The sequence below is a fragment of the Paenibacillus polysaccharolyticus genome (assembly GCF_023714295.1).
Classification (GTDB): Bacteria; Bacillota; Bacilli; order Paenibacillales; family Paenibacillaceae; genus Paenibacillus; species Paenibacillus polysaccharolyticus_A.
Genome location: NZ_JAMAUN010000007.1, coordinates 128,524 through 145,637 on the forward strand (window position 1 = coordinate 128,524; position 17,114 = coordinate 145,637).

At 49.5% G+C, this 17,114-nt stretch carries 19 protein-coding genes; 1 reads left to right on the forward strand and 18 read right to left on the reverse strand.

Features of this window, described 5'->3' with window-relative positions:
- Window positions 1–161: 161 nt before the first annotated feature.
- The 15 genes from M3629_RS17610 to modA form a co-directional block, all read right to left on the reverse strand.
- Complete coding sequence (locus M3629_RS17610; RefSeq protein ID WP_251508884.1) at window positions 162–878, reverse strand: glycosyltransferase; 717 nt, start codon at window positions 876–878, stop codon at window positions 162–164.
- Complete coding sequence (locus M3629_RS17615) at window positions 875–1,816, reverse strand: NAD-dependent epimerase/dehydratase family protein (RefSeq protein WP_251508886.1); 942 nt, start codon at window positions 1,814–1,816, stop codon at window positions 875–877. The genes M3629_RS17610 and M3629_RS17615 overlap by 4 nt, the downstream gene beginning before the upstream one ends.
- Entirely contained in the window at window positions 1,798–2,625 is an 828-nt protein-coding gene (locus tag M3629_RS17620) for a dTDP-4-dehydrorhamnose reductase family protein (protein WP_251508888.1), read from the reverse strand. Before M3629_RS17620 ends, M3629_RS17615 begins: the two co-directional genes overlap by 19 nt.
- The gene (locus M3629_RS17625) at window positions 2,622–3,608 is read right to left on the reverse strand and encodes a polysaccharide biosynthesis protein (RefSeq protein WP_251508890.1); all 987 of its coding nucleotides are present in this window, start codon (window positions 3,606–3,608) and stop codon (window positions 2,622–2,624) included. The genes M3629_RS17620 and M3629_RS17625 overlap by 4 nt, the downstream gene beginning before the upstream one ends.
- Window positions 3,601–4,692 (reverse strand): non-hydrolyzing UDP-N-acetylglucosamine 2-epimerase, encoded by a 1,092-nt coding sequence (gene wecB, locus M3629_RS17630; RefSeq protein WP_090919756.1) that lies wholly within the window; start codon window positions 4,690–4,692, stop codon window positions 3,601–3,603. Before wecB ends, M3629_RS17625 begins: the two co-directional genes overlap by 8 nt.
- An 88-nt stretch (window positions 4,693–4,780) precedes the next feature.
- Window positions 4,781–6,412 (reverse strand): glycosyltransferase family 4 protein, encoded by a 1,632-nt coding sequence (locus tag M3629_RS17635; RefSeq protein WP_251508892.1) that lies wholly within the window; start codon window positions 6,410–6,412, stop codon window positions 4,781–4,783.
- Window positions 6,413–6,484: 72 nt separating this feature from the next.
- Window positions 6,485–7,627 (reverse strand): CgeB family protein, encoded by a 1,143-nt coding sequence (locus M3629_RS17640; RefSeq protein WP_251508894.1) that lies wholly within the window; start codon window positions 7,625–7,627, stop codon window positions 6,485–6,487.
- A gap of 64 nt (window positions 7,628–7,691) precedes the next feature.
- Window positions 7,692–8,786 (reverse strand): CgeB family protein, encoded by a 1,095-nt coding sequence (locus M3629_RS17645; protein WP_251508896.1) that lies wholly within the window; start codon window positions 8,784–8,786, stop codon window positions 7,692–7,694.
- Between the two features lie 343 nt (window positions 8,787–9,129).
- Window positions 9,130–9,468, reverse strand: a complete 339-nt coding sequence (locus tag M3629_RS17650; protein WP_090919282.1) for a hypothetical protein — start codon at window positions 9,466–9,468, stop codon at window positions 9,130–9,132.
- A 1-nt stretch (window position 9,469) separates the two neighbouring features.
- Window positions 9,470–9,769: a hypothetical protein gene (locus M3629_RS17655; RefSeq protein WP_251508898.1), complete on the reverse strand. Its 300-nt coding sequence runs from the start codon at window positions 9,767–9,769 to the stop codon at window positions 9,470–9,472.
- A complete protein-coding gene (locus M3629_RS17660; protein WP_145335438.1) occupies window positions 9,766–10,107 on the reverse strand; it encodes a restriction endonuclease subunit S in 342 nt (113 codons plus the stop codon). Before M3629_RS17660 ends, M3629_RS17655 begins: the two co-directional genes overlap by 4 nt.
- A gap of 23 nt (window positions 10,108–10,130) precedes the next feature.
- Entirely contained in the window at window positions 10,131–10,418 is a 288-nt protein-coding gene (locus M3629_RS17665) for a nucleoside-diphosphate sugar epimerase (RefSeq protein WP_090919291.1), read from the reverse strand.
- A gap of 347 nt (window positions 10,419–10,765) precedes the next feature.
- Window positions 10,766–11,098: a hypothetical protein gene (locus tag M3629_RS17670; RefSeq protein WP_251508900.1), complete on the reverse strand. Its 333-nt coding sequence runs from the start codon at window positions 11,096–11,098 to the stop codon at window positions 10,766–10,768.
- 332 nt (window positions 11,099–11,430) lie between these two features.
- Complete coding sequence (gene modB / locus M3629_RS17675; protein ID WP_186809759.1) at window positions 11,431–12,120, reverse strand: molybdate ABC transporter permease subunit; 690 nt, start codon at window positions 12,118–12,120, stop codon at window positions 11,431–11,433.
- The gene (gene modA / locus M3629_RS17680) at window positions 12,117–12,998 is read right to left on the reverse strand and encodes a molybdate ABC transporter substrate-binding protein (RefSeq protein WP_251508902.1); all 882 of its coding nucleotides are present in this window, start codon (window positions 12,996–12,998) and stop codon (window positions 12,117–12,119) included. Before modA ends, modB begins: the two co-directional genes overlap by 4 nt.
- Window positions 12,999–13,302: 304 nt before the next feature.
- On the opposite strand from modA, the gene M3629_RS17685 reads away from it, so the two are divergent.
- Window positions 13,303–14,418 carry a substrate-binding domain-containing protein gene (locus M3629_RS17685; RefSeq protein ID WP_251508904.1) on the forward strand — a complete coding sequence of 372 codons (1,116 nt, stop codon included), beginning with the start codon at window positions 13,303–13,305 and terminating at the stop codon, window positions 14,416–14,418.
- 670 nt (window positions 14,419–15,088) lie between these two features.
- Here the strand turns inward: M3629_RS17685 and M3629_RS17690 are convergent.
- The 3 genes from M3629_RS17690 to M3629_RS17700 are packed head-to-tail and all read right to left on the reverse strand — an operon-like array spanning window position 15,089 to window position 16,983.
- Window positions 15,089–15,430 (reverse strand): DUF3024 domain-containing protein, encoded by a 342-nt coding sequence (locus M3629_RS17690; protein WP_251508906.1) that lies wholly within the window; start codon window positions 15,428–15,430, stop codon window positions 15,089–15,091.
- A gap of 38 nt (window positions 15,431–15,468) precedes the next feature.
- Window positions 15,469–15,738, reverse strand: a complete 270-nt coding sequence (gene rpsN / locus M3629_RS17695) for a 30S ribosomal protein S14 (protein WP_154985026.1) — start codon at window positions 15,736–15,738, stop codon at window positions 15,469–15,471.
- A gap of 48 nt (window positions 15,739–15,786) precedes the next feature.
- Window positions 15,787–16,983: a GTP-binding protein gene (locus M3629_RS17700; protein ID WP_251508907.1), complete on the reverse strand. Its 1,197-nt coding sequence runs from the start codon at window positions 16,981–16,983 to the stop codon at window positions 15,787–15,789.
- Window positions 16,984–17,114 lie beyond the last annotated feature (131 nt).

The following is a 17,114-nucleotide window of genomic DNA, read 5'->3' on the forward strand; positions in this document are numbered from 1 at the left end:
TTTGTAGCATAGCGCAGAACCGTCACAGCCTCCGGCACTTTCATACACATAGAGCTCATGATTATGCATACAGTACCCTAACCTTTCTCTCTCTTACCAAAAGGCTGCGCCAAAGAAGCCGCTAATCAGCACGCTACGCGGCTTCATAACGGCCCCTTACGCTACCCGCCGAGTGCAGCAATACGCTGCAACAACGGTTCGCGATACCTCGACCAGACCATGGACGCTTCTCTGCCGATCACGTCCGCATGACGCACCGATCCCATCCCCCCATGCCAGCGATATGCCGTTAACGGCTCATTCAGGTACGGGAAGCGATGACCATTAAGCAGCATTCGCAGCCATAGATCCAGGTCATGCGTATAAGGCAACAGTTCATCAAACAGCCCTACGCCGCTGAAGAGATCCTTGCGGATCATGACCGTGCATCCATTGACCGGATTGCCGCCATTAAAACGGCGTAGACAATCCAGCTCAGACATCGGCTCAGGCCCACCATGCATTTTGGTCACCGCCGAATGTTCATTGATATAGTGAAAATTCGTATGAGAGACCAGTACATTTTCTCGTTGCATGAATTCAAGCTGGTAACGAATTTTATCAGGATAAAAGAAATCATCCGAGCTGAGCCAAGCCACATAATCACCCGAAGCATGCCGAATGCCGTGGTTCAGGGCAGAGGCGGTGCCGCCGTTGCTTTTGCCAAGTACATTAATCCGTGGCAGATAAGGCTGGAGCAGCTCCGCATGTCTTGTGGAGCCGTCGTCGACCACAATGATCTCCACTTCAGCATACGTTTGATCCAGCGCACTTTGAATCGCCATCGGCACATAAGGACAATTGTAGAACGGAATCACAATGGATACGCGCGGATTCATCCTGTCGTCCTCCCTTGCCGGGTACGAACATCACTCAAAATATCGCGTAGTGATGCCTCAAATGAGATCTGCGGTTGCCAGCCCAATTTGCGCAGTTCCGACATTAACTCCTGTTTCCCTGCTCCGTCCGGCCCAGATGAAGTACCATCCCAGCGAATCGGTACTTCAGCTTCTGTCATCGACAACAACAGATCAGCGATCTCGCCAAGGCTCCGTTCCACCCCGGACACCACCGGATATACGGTTCCGCTGGTGCCATGCACCAGTAAGGTAGCATACGCGCGAACCGCATCCCGTACATCCAGAAAATCACGTGTATTATCTCGCCCGGATAGACGAAACGCTTCTGTTTTACCCGTCTGCTCACAAGCAACTACATGGCGGGCAAGCAGAGAACAGATGCCCGTAGAGGGCCCTGCACCAATCAGATTACCCGGTTCGGCTAGCATGATCTGCTGACCGAACAGGGACTTCCAAGATAGCGACACCATCTCTTCCAGCGCTTTGCTTAAGCTGTAAGGATGTGGTGGCTGGGGTATGCGCCCAGGTTCCGGTGTGTACTTGAGTCTGGACCCTACAATTACTGTCCGCGCGTCCGGACAGATACGTAGAGCATCCAACAGGTACAACACCGCCATCACGTTGGTTTCGAGCACTAACAGTGGATCAGCCCAGGAATCCGGCACCGAGTTTTTACCAGCGAGATGCAGCACGTAGTCCGGCTGAACCTGCTTGATCAGTTCGCGCACTTGATTCTTATTATTGAGATCACAAGTGTACACACCCACGTTTTCACAAAACGAATACACATTAGGCCGCCTTACAACGGCTGTAACGTCCGCTCCGGCGTCTTGAAAATAAGTGACAGCATGCCGCCCGGTAAAACCGGAGGCACCCGTAATCAGTACTTTTTTACCCGTCAGCTCTGATCCATCCATAATGCCAGCTCCTTCAGCATAGTTGAATAGTCCGGCAGCTTTGTCTTCACATCCTCACGGGTGGATACCAACGTGCGATCCTGTACCATGCTATCATCCCGTATAATCTTCACGTCCTGTTTGTTCCAGACTTGCTGGAACAGCACAAGCAGATCATGTTTGCTGACGGGTTCAGGATGAGCAAGATGGATCAGGCCACTGACTGGAGAATCCAGATAATGGTCTACCCATTTGGCAAGCTCAAGTGTGGTTACGCCATTCCAGAAGACACGGGTGTACCCGCCAACCTCACCTGTACTGGACATAAACCAATGCATCAGACCGATACCACCCTGCCGGATTTCAGGTCCAATAATGGACGTCCGTATCGTCAGATGTCCTTCATCCTGTATTTCACCGAGTGCTTTCGTAATCGCATAGGCGGACGTGCCGTCTGTCACATCATCCTCGCGATATGCGCCGCGATCACCGCTAAATACACAGTCTGTGCTGATATGGATTAAGCGTGCACCAATGGAATCGGCCATCCGCCGCAGGCGATGCGGCAGAAAACCGTTGATATGATAAGCGCCAATTTTATCCTTATCCGCGAAGCTGTTCAGCACACCAACCGCGTTAATGATGACGTCCGGGTGCACTGCTTCTACAAGCCTGTCGACCATAAAGCTGTCATTCACATCAAGGATCAAACCATTCGGGTCAGTCACGTCCCGCGTCGTGTAGAAGACGCTGTGCACACCTTGACGGCGGAAATAGTCGACCAGAATATGGCCGGCCATTCCGTTCCCCCCAAGAATCAGCAGCTTCATGATAGAAACCCTCCACGCTTCAGAATTTCACGAATCTCTTCTTTGGTCATAAGTTGGTGCTCAGAACTAAAGCTGCTGTATGGCACCGGTGGGCAGTTGGTGTAATGCTCACGCAATCCTGGTATGCCGAGCGTAGGCAAAATGACCAGATACTGCTCGTCGTAGACAACCGTCGTCATGCTCTCGAATTCACTCATGAGTATTTCATGGATTTTCTCACCCGGGCGAACGCCACGTTCTACAATCGCTACGTTTTCCACACCGGAATCTTCAATGAGCACCTCGGCCAGATCGACAATCTTGCAAGTCGGCATCGTCATGACAAAGATTTCACCGCCAACACTTTCTACCGAAGCTTTGAACAGAAGTTTGATCGCGTCCTTAAGTGTAAGGAAGAACCGGGTCATGCCCATATCCGTAATGGATACCTGGCCTTTTTGGCGAATCTGGTTTTTGAACAGATGCACTACACTGCCGTTGGTGCCGAGCACATTGCCGCCCCGTACCGTGACAAACTTCGTATCACTATGAAGCAGGTTCGCATAAACAATCAATTTCTCACCGATCGCCTTGGTCATTCCATAGAAGTTCGAAGGATTGGCCGCTTTGTCGGTCGAAATATAGATGACTTTTTTCACTTTATTTTCAATCGCCGCTTCAATGACATTCTGTGTGCCGATCACATTTGTTTTGAGTGCTTCATACGGCTGGTCTTCACATACCGGTACATGCTTGAGTGCAGCCAGATGGAAAACATAGTCCACATGCTGGCAGGCCGTCGTCAAGGCATCCTTGTCACGAATATCACCAATGCGGAAATGAAGGCGCGGGTCTTCAAAATCACGACTCATCGCTACCTGGCTGGACTCGTTGCGAGAGTACACAATAATTTCTTTTGGCTGCTGGGGCAACAGTTGAGCGACAAGCTCATACCCCCATGATCCCGTACCGCCAGTCACGAGTATACGCTTATTTTTAAACATGCATTTTCCCTCCAAGCAGAAATTTGACCACTTTACTGGACACATCTGTTGCCTTGTAACCTTGCGGACAATCCCAGTCATTTGGTAGTTTGGTCATCACGTTCACACAATCCGCAATGCGCGCGGCATCCAGGCCGGAGACCACATTGCTGCCACAGTCTACCGTTTCCGGACGTTCTGTCGTGCGACGCATCGTTACGGTAGGCACCCCCATGATGCAACATTCCTCCTGAACCGTTCCGCTGTCTGTGAGCGCACAGCGTGCATGTCGCTCCAGCATGACAAAGTCGAAAAATCCAAACGGCTCATGGAATTCCACCAGCGGATGCATCTCCAGCTGCAGATGTTCAGCAATGCGAATCGCTGTTCGCGGATGAATGCTGCATATCACGCGTTGCCCATGTTCCTCCGCGACTTGATTCAGCCCTTTCATAATCTCCAGCAGATGAGGAGGGTGATCGACATTTTCAGCCCGGTGAGCGGTAACGAGAAAATATTGTCCGGGCTTCAGCTTGAGTTTTTTCAAAATTTTGCTGGCATTGACCTGTGGACCGTAATGTTCCATCACCTCGTAGATCGGATTGCCCGTAAGCACAATGCGGCGGCTAGGCACACCTTCACTGACAAGATGTTTCTTACTTTGTTCGGTGTATGGCATGTTAATGGTCGAGATCGCATCAATCACGCGGCGGTTTTTCTCCTCTGGTACATCCAGATCGAAGCAGCGATTGCCAGCCTCCATATGAATTACCGGAATGCCCATACGTTCAGCAAGTACCGCACACAATGCACTATTGGTGTCTCCAAGCAGGAGCAATTTGTCAGGCTTCTCCTGCTGAATTAAATCTTCCATTTGAGTAAACATGGAGGACAGCTGTCTCCCCAATGAGGCAGCCTCATCCTGAAGAACGTAATCCGGGGCACGCAGACCCATCTCCTTGAAAAAAAGACCGCTGAGACTTTCTGTGAAGTTCTGTCCCGTGTGCACCAGAATATGTTTGGACGCATACTGGTCCAGCTTGGAAATGATCAGGCTGAGTCGAATAATCTCAGGTCTCGTACCCAGCACCGTCATGATCTTCATCGTCATCCCTGCCTTCTGTCGTGTGTTAGAAACCCCTTTTCTTTTATTAAAGTCCCTCTCTTTTAACGTGCGTTATGAACCTTGTCTATTACCGTGACTTGGAACCTTTGCGTGCCGTCCGGCTACGTCGTCTGTTCCTGGAAGAGCGTCTGCGAGTGGACAAATTCGAGGCAGATGTGTGCCGCCTTTTGACTTTACGAGTACGAGCCGAACGGCTCTTCTTCCCGGTTTGAATCGTTCGTTTCAACTCTTTGAGCTTGCGGCGAGAAGCGGGAACCTGTTTTTTACGATGGCGTTTACCTACAAGAATTTCTGGCTCAGTCCGTTGATCTTCTTCGCGGGGTTTCCCTGCCCCCTCTCCCTGCTGTGTTACGGTTATCGGAGGCAACGAAGAACGAGGAAGAAGCTGTACAATACTCTCTGGAAGCAACAACGTTCGAATAAGGGCCGGATCGGGATTCATCACTGTACGCAGTCCGCCTTCTCCCCACGCCAGCACAGGACCACTCGGTGGCTGGATATATGTGAACCATCCGGGAAAACGCAATAACCACTGTGTGACCATCGTATGCAACTTCACCCGGTAGGTTTCGATTCCGTACAGCTTTTCCGCTTCTGTCCGGTTACGCCATCCGGTATCGGAAGCAAGCTCGGAATCATTCAGTAATGTCGTAGCCAGCGTAACGAGTGCATCACTATCCCCAGGCGGAGCCAAAAATGCACCGCTGCCTACGGATTCCATCAATTCACTGAGGCCACCCTGGGCAAAAGCGATGACTGGTTTGGCAAAATAAAGCCCCTCCAGCGCAGTCATACCGAAGCCTTCTTTTACCATGCTGGGAATGACCACAATATCCATTGCGGAGTAGGCCAACGATACATTTTCCTCAAACGTGGTAAACGTAAAGCGCCTTGCATACCCGGAGCGTTTCACCTGATAAACACATTCGTCGTAATACTTTTTGTCTGACGGTGCGCCTATGATCCAGAAGCGACAGCGTGAATGGGTCTCACACAGCTTCAGTGCCATATCAACAAAGGGCTTTAAACCTTTGGCATCATATATAAAGGAAGAAATATAACCGATACAGGTGTGCGAAGACTTGAATCTAAGCTCCTTACGTTTTCGCTCACGCAGATGAAGCCAGCGGTCCGGTGCAGGCAGAGCAGGCTCCCATGTCGGAGGAATAATCGTCACTCTGTCACTCATACCTGCTTGTTTGAACGGTAACGCTGCCGTCTCGGAAATCCCGATAATCCAGTCTGCATACCGCCCAATCATCTGGATCGCTTCGGGTGTATGCTCATTGGTTTGAATAATCTCGGTAATTTTCCAGATGATTGGAATCCCGAGCGATTTTGCCGCTACAGCGGGCATGACATTAACGCAGGTATTAGTCAAAACCATATCCGGCTCGTGACTTCGGATCAGCCAGAGCGCATCCTGAAATGCCGGGGTGTGCCGAAGATGTTCGGCATCTTGTGCAATCCCCTGGTACGGTGTGTACACACCGTGAAGCATCGGCAAATTACAAATATGAACCTGGATGCCAAACCTTCGTGCAAGCCCGGTAAGTTTCCCTTCCTGCGGCGCAACAAGCACACATTCAAAGATCGTGCCAATCTCTCTCATAAAATGAAGCAAAAGCTTCTCCGCCCCTGTAATACTGCGGGTATTACACACATGGGAAAACAGCATCAGTTTTGGTTTCATTGCCATGGCCGCACACGGACCCCGTATACAACAGACAAGTCGATACGGGGCACTGTGCACACCTCCTCCTGGCCGAGATTAAGGGAGTATAGTGCTTAACAACTCGTTGATTCTTCGGTCATACGTGTGTTCTTTCAACGTCCGTTCAAGCCCACGCAGGGCAATCTCACGCCGCTCTTTCTCATGTGTGAGGTAATACTCGACTTTCTCAAGCATCTCTTGTGGTGAAGAATACGTTTCGATCTCTACTCCTGGCTTATAGAAACGAGCCAAATCGTCGCGTGCATCGGTTAACTGCAATGTTGTACTCGCAGCAATCTCGAAGGTTCTCGGGTTTGGTGAGGCTGGCGGAATTTTGATCTGATTATTGTTGACTGAATCATCCTCATGGGAGCGATGCAGATTGATAACGATTTTGGTGCCGTTGTACACATCATTTGTTTCTTGGGGACTCATCCAGCGACCCAGCTCGATTTTCTCGCCATAAGCCGTATAGTCAGGCAGTCGATCCCACCAGATGCCGTTAAAGACCGTATTATGTGACATGAGTTGCGGCATAATCGGGTTGAAGAAATATACGCGGTTCCAGTATGCCGAGCCGATAAAGCTGACATCTCTTTTCAGCGGGGAAGGGGTTGTGATTGGGAAGTAATGGTTCGTAAAAGCGGCAAAAGGCATATAATGCACGGATGCGCAGCCATGCTGGCGATACAGTTCTACACAATTCAGTTCCAGTGTGAATACATGATCATAGTGCTTCACGATCTCCAGAGTCATATCCGTATAATACGGATCGTCTGTAAGCCAGATCGCCGTTTGAATACCTGCTTGGCGTATCGCATCGATCTGCTCGATAGGGATATCCATCCCGTCCAGCACAAGCACCAGGTCGGGGCGGGTTTCCAGCGCAACCTGTGAGACCGGCTGGCGCGGATCAGACAGCGTCACCTGAGCCACCATCCCCTGAAGCGTAGACATGATGGCCTCATCGAGCGGAGAGTATGGGAAGCCTTTACCCGAAGAGACATAGAGCACGTGAAGTTGCCGGAAAGGTAACGGTTCCTGTGCACAATTCACAATATAGTTGGCGCGTCCCCGCAGATATCCTTCTTCTTTACCTGCGTCAAATCCAGCCTGCCGTCCATTTTTACGAGCCTGATCTGCCAGGCTGAGTATAGGTGGTTGATGAACCTTTCTCGTTTTACGGTGTTTGATAGGCATACCGCCACTCCTTTTTATTTGGGATAACGTTGCTTCCTGATGTCTCCCTTCCGCAGAAGGAAAATTACAGATGTCCTAACAACTCGGTAATGCGGCGGTTAAACGTATGACGATTCATGGTTGTGAGCAGCCCTCGCCAAGCGATAGCCTGGCGTTCCTCTTCATGATGCAGATAATAGTGGATCTTGCGCTGCAGCTCTGCCGCTGTGCTAAATGTTTCAATGTCATATCCTGGCTGATAATAACGGGGCAAATCTCCGCGAGTATCGGTAATCTGCATCGTGCCACAGGCACCGATCTCATAGGTGCGCGGATTGATCGATCTCCCCTGTAAATGATGGGTGTTTCGATTATCCTCACCATTCTCGCAAGTTCGGTGTACGTTAATCACGATTTTGGCGCCATTGTAATAATCAACGGTTGCCTCCGGGTCAATCCATCCTTCGTGAATGAACTGCCCCAGTACATCCAGCCGTGCCAGACGATTCCACTGACTTCCGGCAATGAACACTTTTTTATCCGCAAGGTAAGGCGCTAGCTGATTAAACAGATCAATCCGGTTCCAAAATCCGGTGCCAATAAAGCAAACATCGTACTGATATTGAGGCTCGGTGCGGCGCGGATGATACATGCCTGGATTTACTGCCAGTGGCATGTAAATGACCCGCCTTGCTCCCTGGTTTGTGTAGAAGGGTACGGCTGCCTCTTCATGAGTAAACACGATGTCGTAGTGCTGACAGATGGTCGCGGTATCCTCCGTGAAATAAGGATCGTCGACAAACCATACAGCCGTCCGAATCCCCAGTTCACGTATTCCCTTCACCTGCTCCAGGTGATTCTCGGGAAATACGTGCAGACCGTTCATCACAAGCACAACATCAGGCCGGTGCTGACTGGCTTCCTGCAACATCGCTGCTGGCGATCCAACAACGCATTCTCGAACCGACTGTTGCAGTGCCAGAATGACACCCTGATCAATGGCATCGAATCCCTGCGGGATATACAGTACCTTCATGTCCCGCAGGGTCGGTTCGAACGGTTGCACCCGCTCCATGATGGCCTGACAGCCGCCAAACCTGCGGCCTTCTGCATATCCGCCGCGGTAGGCCGCCTCCGCTTCAGTCAGCGGGCGGTGTCTTCGTTTTGCCACATTCTTCACCCTGTCTTCCTTCAAGGAGATCTCATTCCTGACTCTCCACGAGATTGGTCTTCCCTCTAAAGGATATGCCTCGGGGTCAGATGCATCATGGACGGGTGTCCTGCAAGGCTCAAAATTGGCATCTGCCCTCCATGTTCGCCTGCACGGGCATGTCCGCTACTGCGGTCATGCAAATAGCCCGGAGGGATCTGTCCCTCCGGGCTGTAGCCTTAACCTGTATATTCCCATAAGCAATCATCGAGATATGGTTGTCATTCGCTGTTTTCTTTAGCCGAAATATCCGGATCATCTGTATCTTTTATAGTATTGTCAATATTAGCTGTGTCTTGAACAACTCCATCGATTACTGCGCTTTGTATGCCAGTTGATGTCCGTCCTCGAATCCCTTGGCGAAACCCGCGTTGAATCCCTCGTTGTACGCCTCGTTGTATCCCTGACTGTACGCACTGTCCGGGTTTGGATCGGTAGGGGTAACCGGGGCGACAGGTCGAACAAGTTTTTTGTTCCGGTGCCTCTGCACCGTACGTTTCTTTTTTTTCAGCCACGCGCTACGTCCTTTGCCAGTACGCTTGTGAACGACACGTTTAGATTTCAGCGCACGCAACTTGCGGATCTTACGCAAGCGGGCACCACGCGCTAATAAAGCACGTTTGGATTTTAATCTGGACTTCTTTTTTAACATATCAGCATTCCTCCTGTAGGTCCCCGGCGGTAAGAACGACACATCCGGGGTCTTTGAGCCAAGGCAGACCTGGCTCACCATGGCGAATTCGGGCCAGCCTGATCCCCGTGATCATACGAGACATCTCTTCCTGATAACGACTAAGCAGACGTATATTCTCCGCGAGACTGCGGGCGGATACTTCCGAATGAGAAGACACACTGGCTACACTGTCCAGAATGCGGGCGAGCGCCTGCTGGCTATGTGCAATCGATTCGATGAGTGCCAGTTTGACCTCCTGCTCACGCTGCAACAGACTCATTTTCCCAGATCCCCGAGATCCATGCCGCCAAACATGCCCCCGTCCATTCCGCCGCCATCTTCGCTGTCATTCTGGACCATCACGGCTTTAAGGTTGTTGCATAGTCCCGTTTCCATGCGCGTTAATCCTTCCAGCAATTCCACCAGTTGCTCATGCATTTTAAGGGGTTCACCAACCTGATCGCCATGAGTTAAAAAGCTGTCCCCGTTCAGATGATTCAGCGTCCAATTCCTTACCTTTTCCGCCTCAATGGCTTTTGCTTCCAGAATTAACGCAATGTTCCACTGCATTTTAGCTGCAGCATCCAGCATTAGAATGAGACTTTGTTCTCTGCTCATGTTTCATCACCCGCCTTCCGGGCCTATTCTTCCTCTTGTACCGCGATCTCCCGCATAACCTGGGTCAGCGTCTCAGCCACAGCTTCTTCCAGATCCGCAAGCCCTCCCAGGTAGGAGATAATGCTTTTGTTAATCTGTCCCGAGCTGTCCAGCAAACCTTCAACCCCATCCAGTTCCGGCTCGTTATCCGGCAAATGGTGGATGATCTCCGACATGCGCACAGCAACCTGACGTTTGGCGTCCAATACCCGTGCAATCTGCTGGTGGGAATGCGCGATATGGTTAATAATTTCATCGATTTTGCTCTGCATGGTGCTCCTCCTTTCGGTTAAGGCCTGCTTCACCCATAGAAAAAAACCGGCCTATCAGCATTTGCCTGCTACAGCATATGCCGGGCCGGGAGCGTCAGTTACTCCAGCTTGCGCCTATATCGTTAAATTGCATATACCCCATATCCTATGAATTCCTTAGCTCACGGTTGCCCTCAAGTCACATAACTGCCCTCAGGAAAGTAACGGCTAAGGAAGTGGCTGGAGGCAAACTTCTACTCATAAGCAAAAAAGCCACTCTCCTGGACTGCACAGGAGAATGGCTTTGTTCTTGAATTGGGTAATTCATCGTTGTACTTCCAAGTAGTACTCCATGTTCTTGCTTCTTGCTATCTGCGACTTGCCCATTTGATTTTACGTGCTACTTCCACTCGCTGTAGTTGCAAAACACCAACACGTTCCTCAAACTTCTTGCGTTCATCTACAGAATGAGCGGCGTGGATCTGATGACACAGACCTGTTAGTTTGCTGTTGATATAATCGAATCTCATCCATAATTCTTCTTCAGGAGTATGTTGCTGCTCCGGTGCCGTTTGAAATATCTTGAGTTGCTGGATAAGGGACTGGCGCCATTCGTGATCTTGAATTTGGATGGCAAAATGCAAAAGATCCAGATAATCATCGATTTGCAACGATATGTCGCAATCAGGTTTAGTCTTCATCGTCGTCTCTCCTTATTTCAATGCTTGGCTGGAATCAGTTACCTCCTATTTTACAGGAACAAGCCCCCAGAAAGCGAGTCCCGAAGGACTTAATTTTGGAAAAATAATTGTTTTTTTTCGCTGAAAAGGGCTTTACTTTTCCATGATGATCATTTTCATCCCCCTTGAGGACATATGTCATCAGATTCATAATAAAAACCCGCAATCCAAGAGTAAATTCTCTGAGCGGGTTTTATGTCTTTTTTCCTATTACAACTTGTTATTACTACTTATTTAAAGGTCATTTATTGATTTGATTATTTTTAATAGACTTTCCTGCATTGTATTTGAAACTAAAAGGATGCTTTGCTATCGCGCTGCTGTCTCGTCATAAGTAACATGAGAAAAGAGATGATAACAATCGATATCGTCCAGGCCCAGGCCATCGTCTGATTTCCTGAATCCACAGCGACATAAATGGCCGTTGGCACCGTCTGTGTTTTGCCTGGGATATTGCCAGCAATCATCAATGTTGCGCCAAACTCCCCCAGTGCACGGGCAAAACCCAAAATAAAAGCGGTCATCAACGCTCTACCTGCCAGTGGCAACGTAATGTAGCGGAAGACCTGCCATTCATTAGCTCCGATAGACCGTCCAGCATCCTCCAGGTCTCGATCCACCCCGTTAAAACCGGATTTCATCGTCTGATACACCAGTGGGAAGGCCACAACGACAGAAGCAATGACCGCAGCCCACCACGAAAAAATGACAGGGGCCGAAAAGATCGCCTCGATCCAGCGTCCAAGCAGACTTCTGCGACCCAAAATAACCAGTAGCAAGAATCCAACCACCGTTGGAGGAAGCACAAGCGGAAGCATCAGAATCGTTTCCAGAAAAATTTTGCCGCGAAATGTAGTACGTGACATTTTCCAAGCGACAGCTACCCCCACCACAACCGCTATAACGCTGGATAACAGCGCCACCTGAAGGGACAGACGCACCGGGGGCCAGAACACGGACCAATCGATCGCGTTCATATTCATTTCGGAATCGAAAATCCGTATTTCGCAAAGATATCCAGCACTTCAGGTGTTTGCAGATAAGCATAGAACTGTTCAGCTTCCGTGCGATGTTTCGTACCTTCAATGATGCCTAGCGGATAATTGGCAGGTGTGTAACTGTTTTTATCTACTTCAAACGCAATCTTTACCTGCTTGGAAGTCAGCGCATCGGTTTTATACACAAAACCTGCATCCGCATTACCTGTTTCTACATATTGAAGAACCTGTCTTACGTCTTTGCCTTGAACAAGCTTCTTCTCAAGCTGATCCCAAAGCTTCGCATTGGTCAAAGCTTCCTTCGCATAAGTACCTGCAGGTACGCTCTCTGGAATGCCAATGGCTACCGTTTTGATGCCATCATTCGTTAAATCCTTTTCACTGGCTACTGCGCTTGTCCCATCCGCCGGTACGATAGCTACCAATGAATTTTGAAGCAGGTTCTTCTGGTCGCTTGAGGCAATCAGGTTCTCATCAACCAAGGCTTTCATATTTTTCGCAGACGCGGATACAAAAATATCTGTCGGTGCTCCCTGTTCAATCTGCTGCTGTAATGCACCGGACGCTCCGAAGTTAAAGCTCAGGCTGACATTGGGATTGGCTTGTTCGAAATTCGTCTGGATCTCCTTCATTGCATCGGTCAGACTTGCTGCAGCGGATATCGTCAGCTCGACTTTTTCCTGTGGCTCAGTCGCTGCCGGTGTTGTCTTTTCACCAGATGCCGCTGGTGCAGAAGCTGCTGGTTGAGTTGCGGAAGAATCCGCATCTTGCTTGTTTGTGTCTGTGTTGGCTCCGCAACCAGCCAGTACAAGCGCCAGCCCCAGTGACATAGTTCCAAGTACATATGTAATTCGTTTGTTCATTTGTTCTCCCCCATATTTCATGTTTAATATCATGTTTAGTTATAACTAGATATAATTGATTATAACTAATTATACACAGAACATACGAAATAGGAAGGTGACATTAATCACATTCTACATCCGAGACAATATGTCAGCTTTTTATTGTGCGTTCTAAGGTTTATGCGTGTCTTCAAATAATGGTATAGTACAAGAAACGCCATTGTATCGATGGAAATAAGAATTGGATTATGAGTGGACACACATATAGGGTTTCAATATAAAATTTTAACGCCTTTATAATATAGAGGGAGGTTCTTCACTAATGACGGAGGAGCAATCCTACACAACCGAAGAAATAGCCAAGCTGCTTAAAATATCCAAACTAACTGTCTATGATTTGATCAAAAAGGGAGACCTTGTCGCCTACCGAGTGGGCAAACAGATGCGCATCGATGCTGCCGATCTGGATGCTTACAAACGCCGTTCTAAGCAACTCCAGTCCCCGGCACAGGCGAGGCCAAATGTATTGCCTGGAACGACAACAACCGAGCAACTATCGACCGAGGCTGTCCAGAAGCATAGCCCAGTTGCTGGCTTATCCACAGTCACGGACCAAAGCGAGTCTCAGCATGCGATGACATCTAATCATAGGATAGCGTCCCCTTCTCAAACGGCTTCAATTTCATTCGCAAGCGGTCTAACCGGGTACGGTCAGAACATTGCGGGTTCGGCCCGACATCTGGTGATTACGGGTCAGGATGTCAGTCTGGATATTCTGATGCGTCATATGGAGAAGCAATCCCGAGACATTCGTCCTCTTCGCTCCTTCATGGGTAGTCTGGATGGACTAATCTCGATGTATCGGGGGGAGTCCGACCTGGTCAGCACTCATCTGCTGGACGGAGACACGGGGGAGTATAATCTTCCCTATATCCGCAAAATTTTAACAGGCTGGTCCTATGTCGTTGTAAATCTGCTGTCTCGCCCTGCCGGTCTATATGTTCCACGCGGTAATCCCCGTCAATTGAACGACTGGACCGATCTAAACCAATCCAACCTGCGCCTCGCGAATCGGGAAAAAGGTTCTGGCGCCAGAGTGTTGCTGGACGAGCAGTTACGGCTACACGGGATTTCTGCTGCCGGACTACTCGGGTATGATGTGGAGGAAACAAGTCATATGGGTGTCGCAGCCAAAGTCAGCTCCGGTGAAGCCGATGTAGGTGTCGGCATAGAGAAGGCCGCTCGCCTTGTCGGGCAAGTCGATTTCATTCCTCTCGTGCAGGAGCGCTACGACTTGGTCATGCTGAGAAAACAGGGGAACGTGGCCTGGATTGAATCCGTTCTGCACATCCTCCGATCTCCAGAGTTCAGACAAGAGCTGCGAGCATTTGAAGGATATGACGTATCACGTACGGGCGAAGTGTTATTCGAGGCATAGCTGTGGGAGAGGTGAGTAGCTTGGAGTGTGTACGAATGAAGGAGGAGTTGTGAACGGGGATAGAGGGGGAAGGATGGCAGTGTGTAGATAGTAGCATGGTTGTATGGTTGTACGGTCTACGGTGGCAGGAAACCCGTGTACTCTAGTACGTTCAATGTCTTCTCTTCAACAAATGACTGCTTCTCCACCTGCACTCCTCACGCTAACGATCACCAGAGAGCTTATTTAGCCACATTTCGCATTTTGAAAATTCTAACGATCACCACAGAGCTTATTCGGCTGAAAATCACCGATTTCCCCACAAAAATCGCTATTTCTAGCAAAATAACGCTTCTACGGATCGTTAGAATTTCAAACCCGCTTTTTTTGTTCGAATAGCGTTCCTGAGGACCGTTAGAATTTTGGACTAGAAGAATTTCAGGGGTACGAGACAGGCCCACTGCAGCAATTTCATTTACATACTCCACTTATTCGCACCACCCAGCTATTCCACCTACTCTCACACTTCTCTTCCTTCTCTTCCTTCTTTCCGCCGTATCCAGTGTCTAACATTATGGTGTTCCATCTCCGTATGTGCAATCTTCAACCATAAAACAAAAAGAGGACCCCAATCGTTGTTCACGATTCCGATCCCCGTATAGCCAATGCGCGCTTCTCCAGTTATTTTTGTTTAATCACGTTCACGCCAAAACACCCCGGAGTCATCTCGCTCCACTTGCTCCAACGCATCCTCGAAATCGAAACATGGCACAACAATGTCCGCCGGACTCCAGCTGTGCTGATCATCGCTAGCGTACACCTTCCACCGGTTTCCCTCCCAGTAAAAGCGAGCGATCGGCATTCGCTCCCACTGATGTCGCTGTCCAGCAGGACGTTCTTCATTGAGAATCAACTCATTATCCTTCATCTCGTAGGTTAACTTCACCATCGTCCGCAGCTCTGCTGGTACTTTCTCATCGACATAACCGTTCATCAAGGATACAATGCGCCGCTTCGTAAACATATCCAACATGGGAGAGACCTCCTTATCGAGTACTCTGCTTACCATGCTTACCAGCTGGACTTGGTAACACCCGGAATCTGACCTTGATGAGCCAGTTCACGGAATTTGATCCGGGAAACTTTGAATTTGCGCAGATATCCACGCGGACGACCAGTGATCTCGCAACGACTTTTTAATCGCGTTGGTGATGCGTTACGGGGCAACTTTTGCAGCGCCTCATAATCACCTTTTTTCTTCAGTTCCCGGCGTAGATCCGCATATTTCGCTACGATTGCCTGACGTTGTTTCTCACGCACGACCTTTGATTTTTTAGCCATCTTCAACAGCTCCTTATCCTCTTAAGTTTTGTATAGTATTTGATTAATTCACACAGCCTCGACAGGCCACGGTAACGGATTTTCAAAATGTCCCCAATCCGCCAGCATCTCTTCATCGCTGAGCAGACATTGATCCAGTTCATCTTCAATGATGGAACGTTCCATATCAATGCCGATCATGACCAGTTCCGTTTGGCGATCGCCCCACTCGGCATCCCATTTTGCAACCACATCCGGCTCTGTCCGCAAAATTTCTTGCTTGTCCGCTTCCGGCAGTGCGGCAACCCAATGTCCGGCAGGCCCAAACTGAATGGATGGCCCCGCCTGACTCAGACTGGCAGCCACATCTCCTTCAGCGGCAAGCCATACCAGCCCTTTGGCACGTACGACTTCTTCCGGCCAGTAGCTCATGAATTCAGCCAGACGGGAAGGATGGAACGGCTTCCTGCGGCGGTACACAAATGATCCGATACCGTATTCTTCGGTCTCTGGCGTGTGGGACTCTTTTTCCAACTCCTGAATCCAGCCAGCCGACATGCTCACTTTCTCAAAATCAAACCGTCCCGTATTCAAAATCTCCACCGGGTTCACCTGTCCGTTCACCGTACGAATGATTTTGGCATTCGGCTGCAACTTGCGGATAATGCCTTCCAGTTTGTGAAGTTCCGTTTCTTCCACGAGATCACATTTGTTCAGCAGCAACACATCACAGGTTTCGATCTGATCAATGAGCAAATCCACTACGTCACGGGTATCGTCTTCCCCGGTTGCCTGATTCCGATCCAGCAAGCTCTGCCCAGAGGCATAATCATGCCAGAAACGGTTGGCATCAACGACAGTGACGAGACAATCCAGCTTCGCCAGACGTGTCAGATCGATGCCTGTTTCTTCATCGGCATATGTAAATGTCTGCGCCACCGGAACAGGTTCGCTGATGCCTGTCGACTCAATCAGGATGTAGTCATACTTGCCTTCGTTTACCAGCTTTTCGATCTCCTGCATTAGATCATCACGAAGAGTGCAGCAGATGCAACCGTTGGACATCTCCACCAGTTTCTCCTCGGTACGAGAGAGCGTTGCCTCTCCTTTTACCATCGCCGCATCCATGTTGACCTCACTCATGTCGTTCACGATTACAGCGACTTTCAGCCCTTGCCGATTGTGCAACACATGATTCAGAACCGTCGTTTTGCCTGACCCAAGGTAACCGCTGAGCACGGTCACCGGTATTTGCTTTTGTGTCATATAGATCTACTCCTTATAGGTACAGTTCACCTTGATCGGTGGATCCCTGAATTTAATAGTAACAATTACGATTAACAACAATGACTATAATCCTGCCTGACGCCGTTGTCAAATCTTTTTTCGTACTCATG

What these genes read in the sequence shown, in the direction of transcription:
- M3629_RS17610 (WP_251508884.1), bottom strand. Translation starts at nt 878, where the DNA reads ATGAATCCGCGCGTATCCATTGTGATTCCGTTCTACAATTGTCCTTAT.
- M3629_RS17615 (WP_251508886.1), bottom strand. Translation starts at nt 1,816, where the DNA reads ATGGATGGATCAGAGCTGACGGGTAAAAAAGTACTGATTACGGGTGCC.
- M3629_RS17620 (WP_251508888.1), bottom strand. Translation starts at nt 2,625, where the DNA reads ATGAAGCTGCTGATTCTTGGGGGGAACGGAATGGCCGGCCATATTCTG.
- M3629_RS17625 (WP_251508890.1), bottom strand. Translation starts at nt 3,608, where the DNA reads ATGTTTAAAAATAAGCGTATACTCGTGACTGGCGGTACGGGATCATGG.
- wecB (WP_090919756.1), bottom strand. Translation starts at nt 4,692, where the DNA reads ATGAAGATCATGACGGTGCTGGGTACGAGACCTGAGATTATTCGACTC.
- M3629_RS17635 (WP_251508892.1), bottom strand. Translation starts at nt 6,412, where the DNA reads ATGGCAATGAAACCAAAACTGATGCTGTTTTCCCATGTGTGTAATACC.
- M3629_RS17640 (WP_251508894.1), bottom strand. Translation starts at nt 7,627, where the DNA reads ATGCCTATCAAACACCGTAAAACGAGAAAGGTTCATCAACCACCTATA.
- M3629_RS17650 (WP_090919282.1), bottom strand. Translation starts at nt 9,468, where the DNA reads ATGTTAAAAAAGAAGTCCAGATTAAAATCCAAACGTGCTTTATTAGCG.
- M3629_RS17655 (WP_251508898.1), bottom strand. Translation starts at nt 9,769, where the DNA reads ATGAGTCTGTTGCAGCGTGAGCAGGAGGTCAAACTGGCACTCATCGAA.
- M3629_RS17660 (WP_145335438.1), bottom strand. Translation starts at nt 10,107, where the DNA reads ATGAGCAGAGAACAAAGTCTCATTCTAATGCTGGATGCTGCAGCTAAA.
- M3629_RS17665 (WP_090919291.1), bottom strand. Translation starts at nt 10,418, where the DNA reads ATGCAGAGCAAAATCGATGAAATTATTAACCATATCGCGCATTCCCAC.
- M3629_RS17670 (WP_251508900.1), bottom strand. Translation starts at nt 11,098, where the DNA reads ATGAAGACTAAACCTGATTGCGACATATCGTTGCAAATCGATGATTAT.
- modB (WP_186809759.1), bottom strand. Translation starts at nt 12,120, where the DNA reads ATGAATATGAACGCGATCGATTGGTCCGTGTTCTGGCCCCCGGTGCGT.
- modA (WP_251508902.1), bottom strand. Translation starts at nt 12,998, where the DNA reads ATGAACAAACGAATTACATATGTACTTGGAACTATGTCACTGGGGCTG.
- M3629_RS17685 (WP_251508904.1), top strand. Translation starts at nt 13,303, where the DNA reads ATGACGGAGGAGCAATCCTACACAACCGAAGAAATAGCCAAGCTGCTT.
- M3629_RS17690 (WP_251508906.1), bottom strand. Translation starts at nt 15,430, where the DNA reads ATGTTGGATATGTTTACGAAGCGGCGCATTGTATCCTTGATGAACGGT.
- rpsN (WP_154985026.1), bottom strand. Translation starts at nt 15,738, where the DNA reads ATGGCTAAAAAATCAAAGGTCGTGCGTGAGAAACAACGTCAGGCAATC.
- M3629_RS17700 (WP_251508907.1), bottom strand. Translation starts at nt 16,983, where the DNA reads ATGACACAAAAGCAAATACCGGTGACCGTGCTCAGCGGTTACCTTGGG.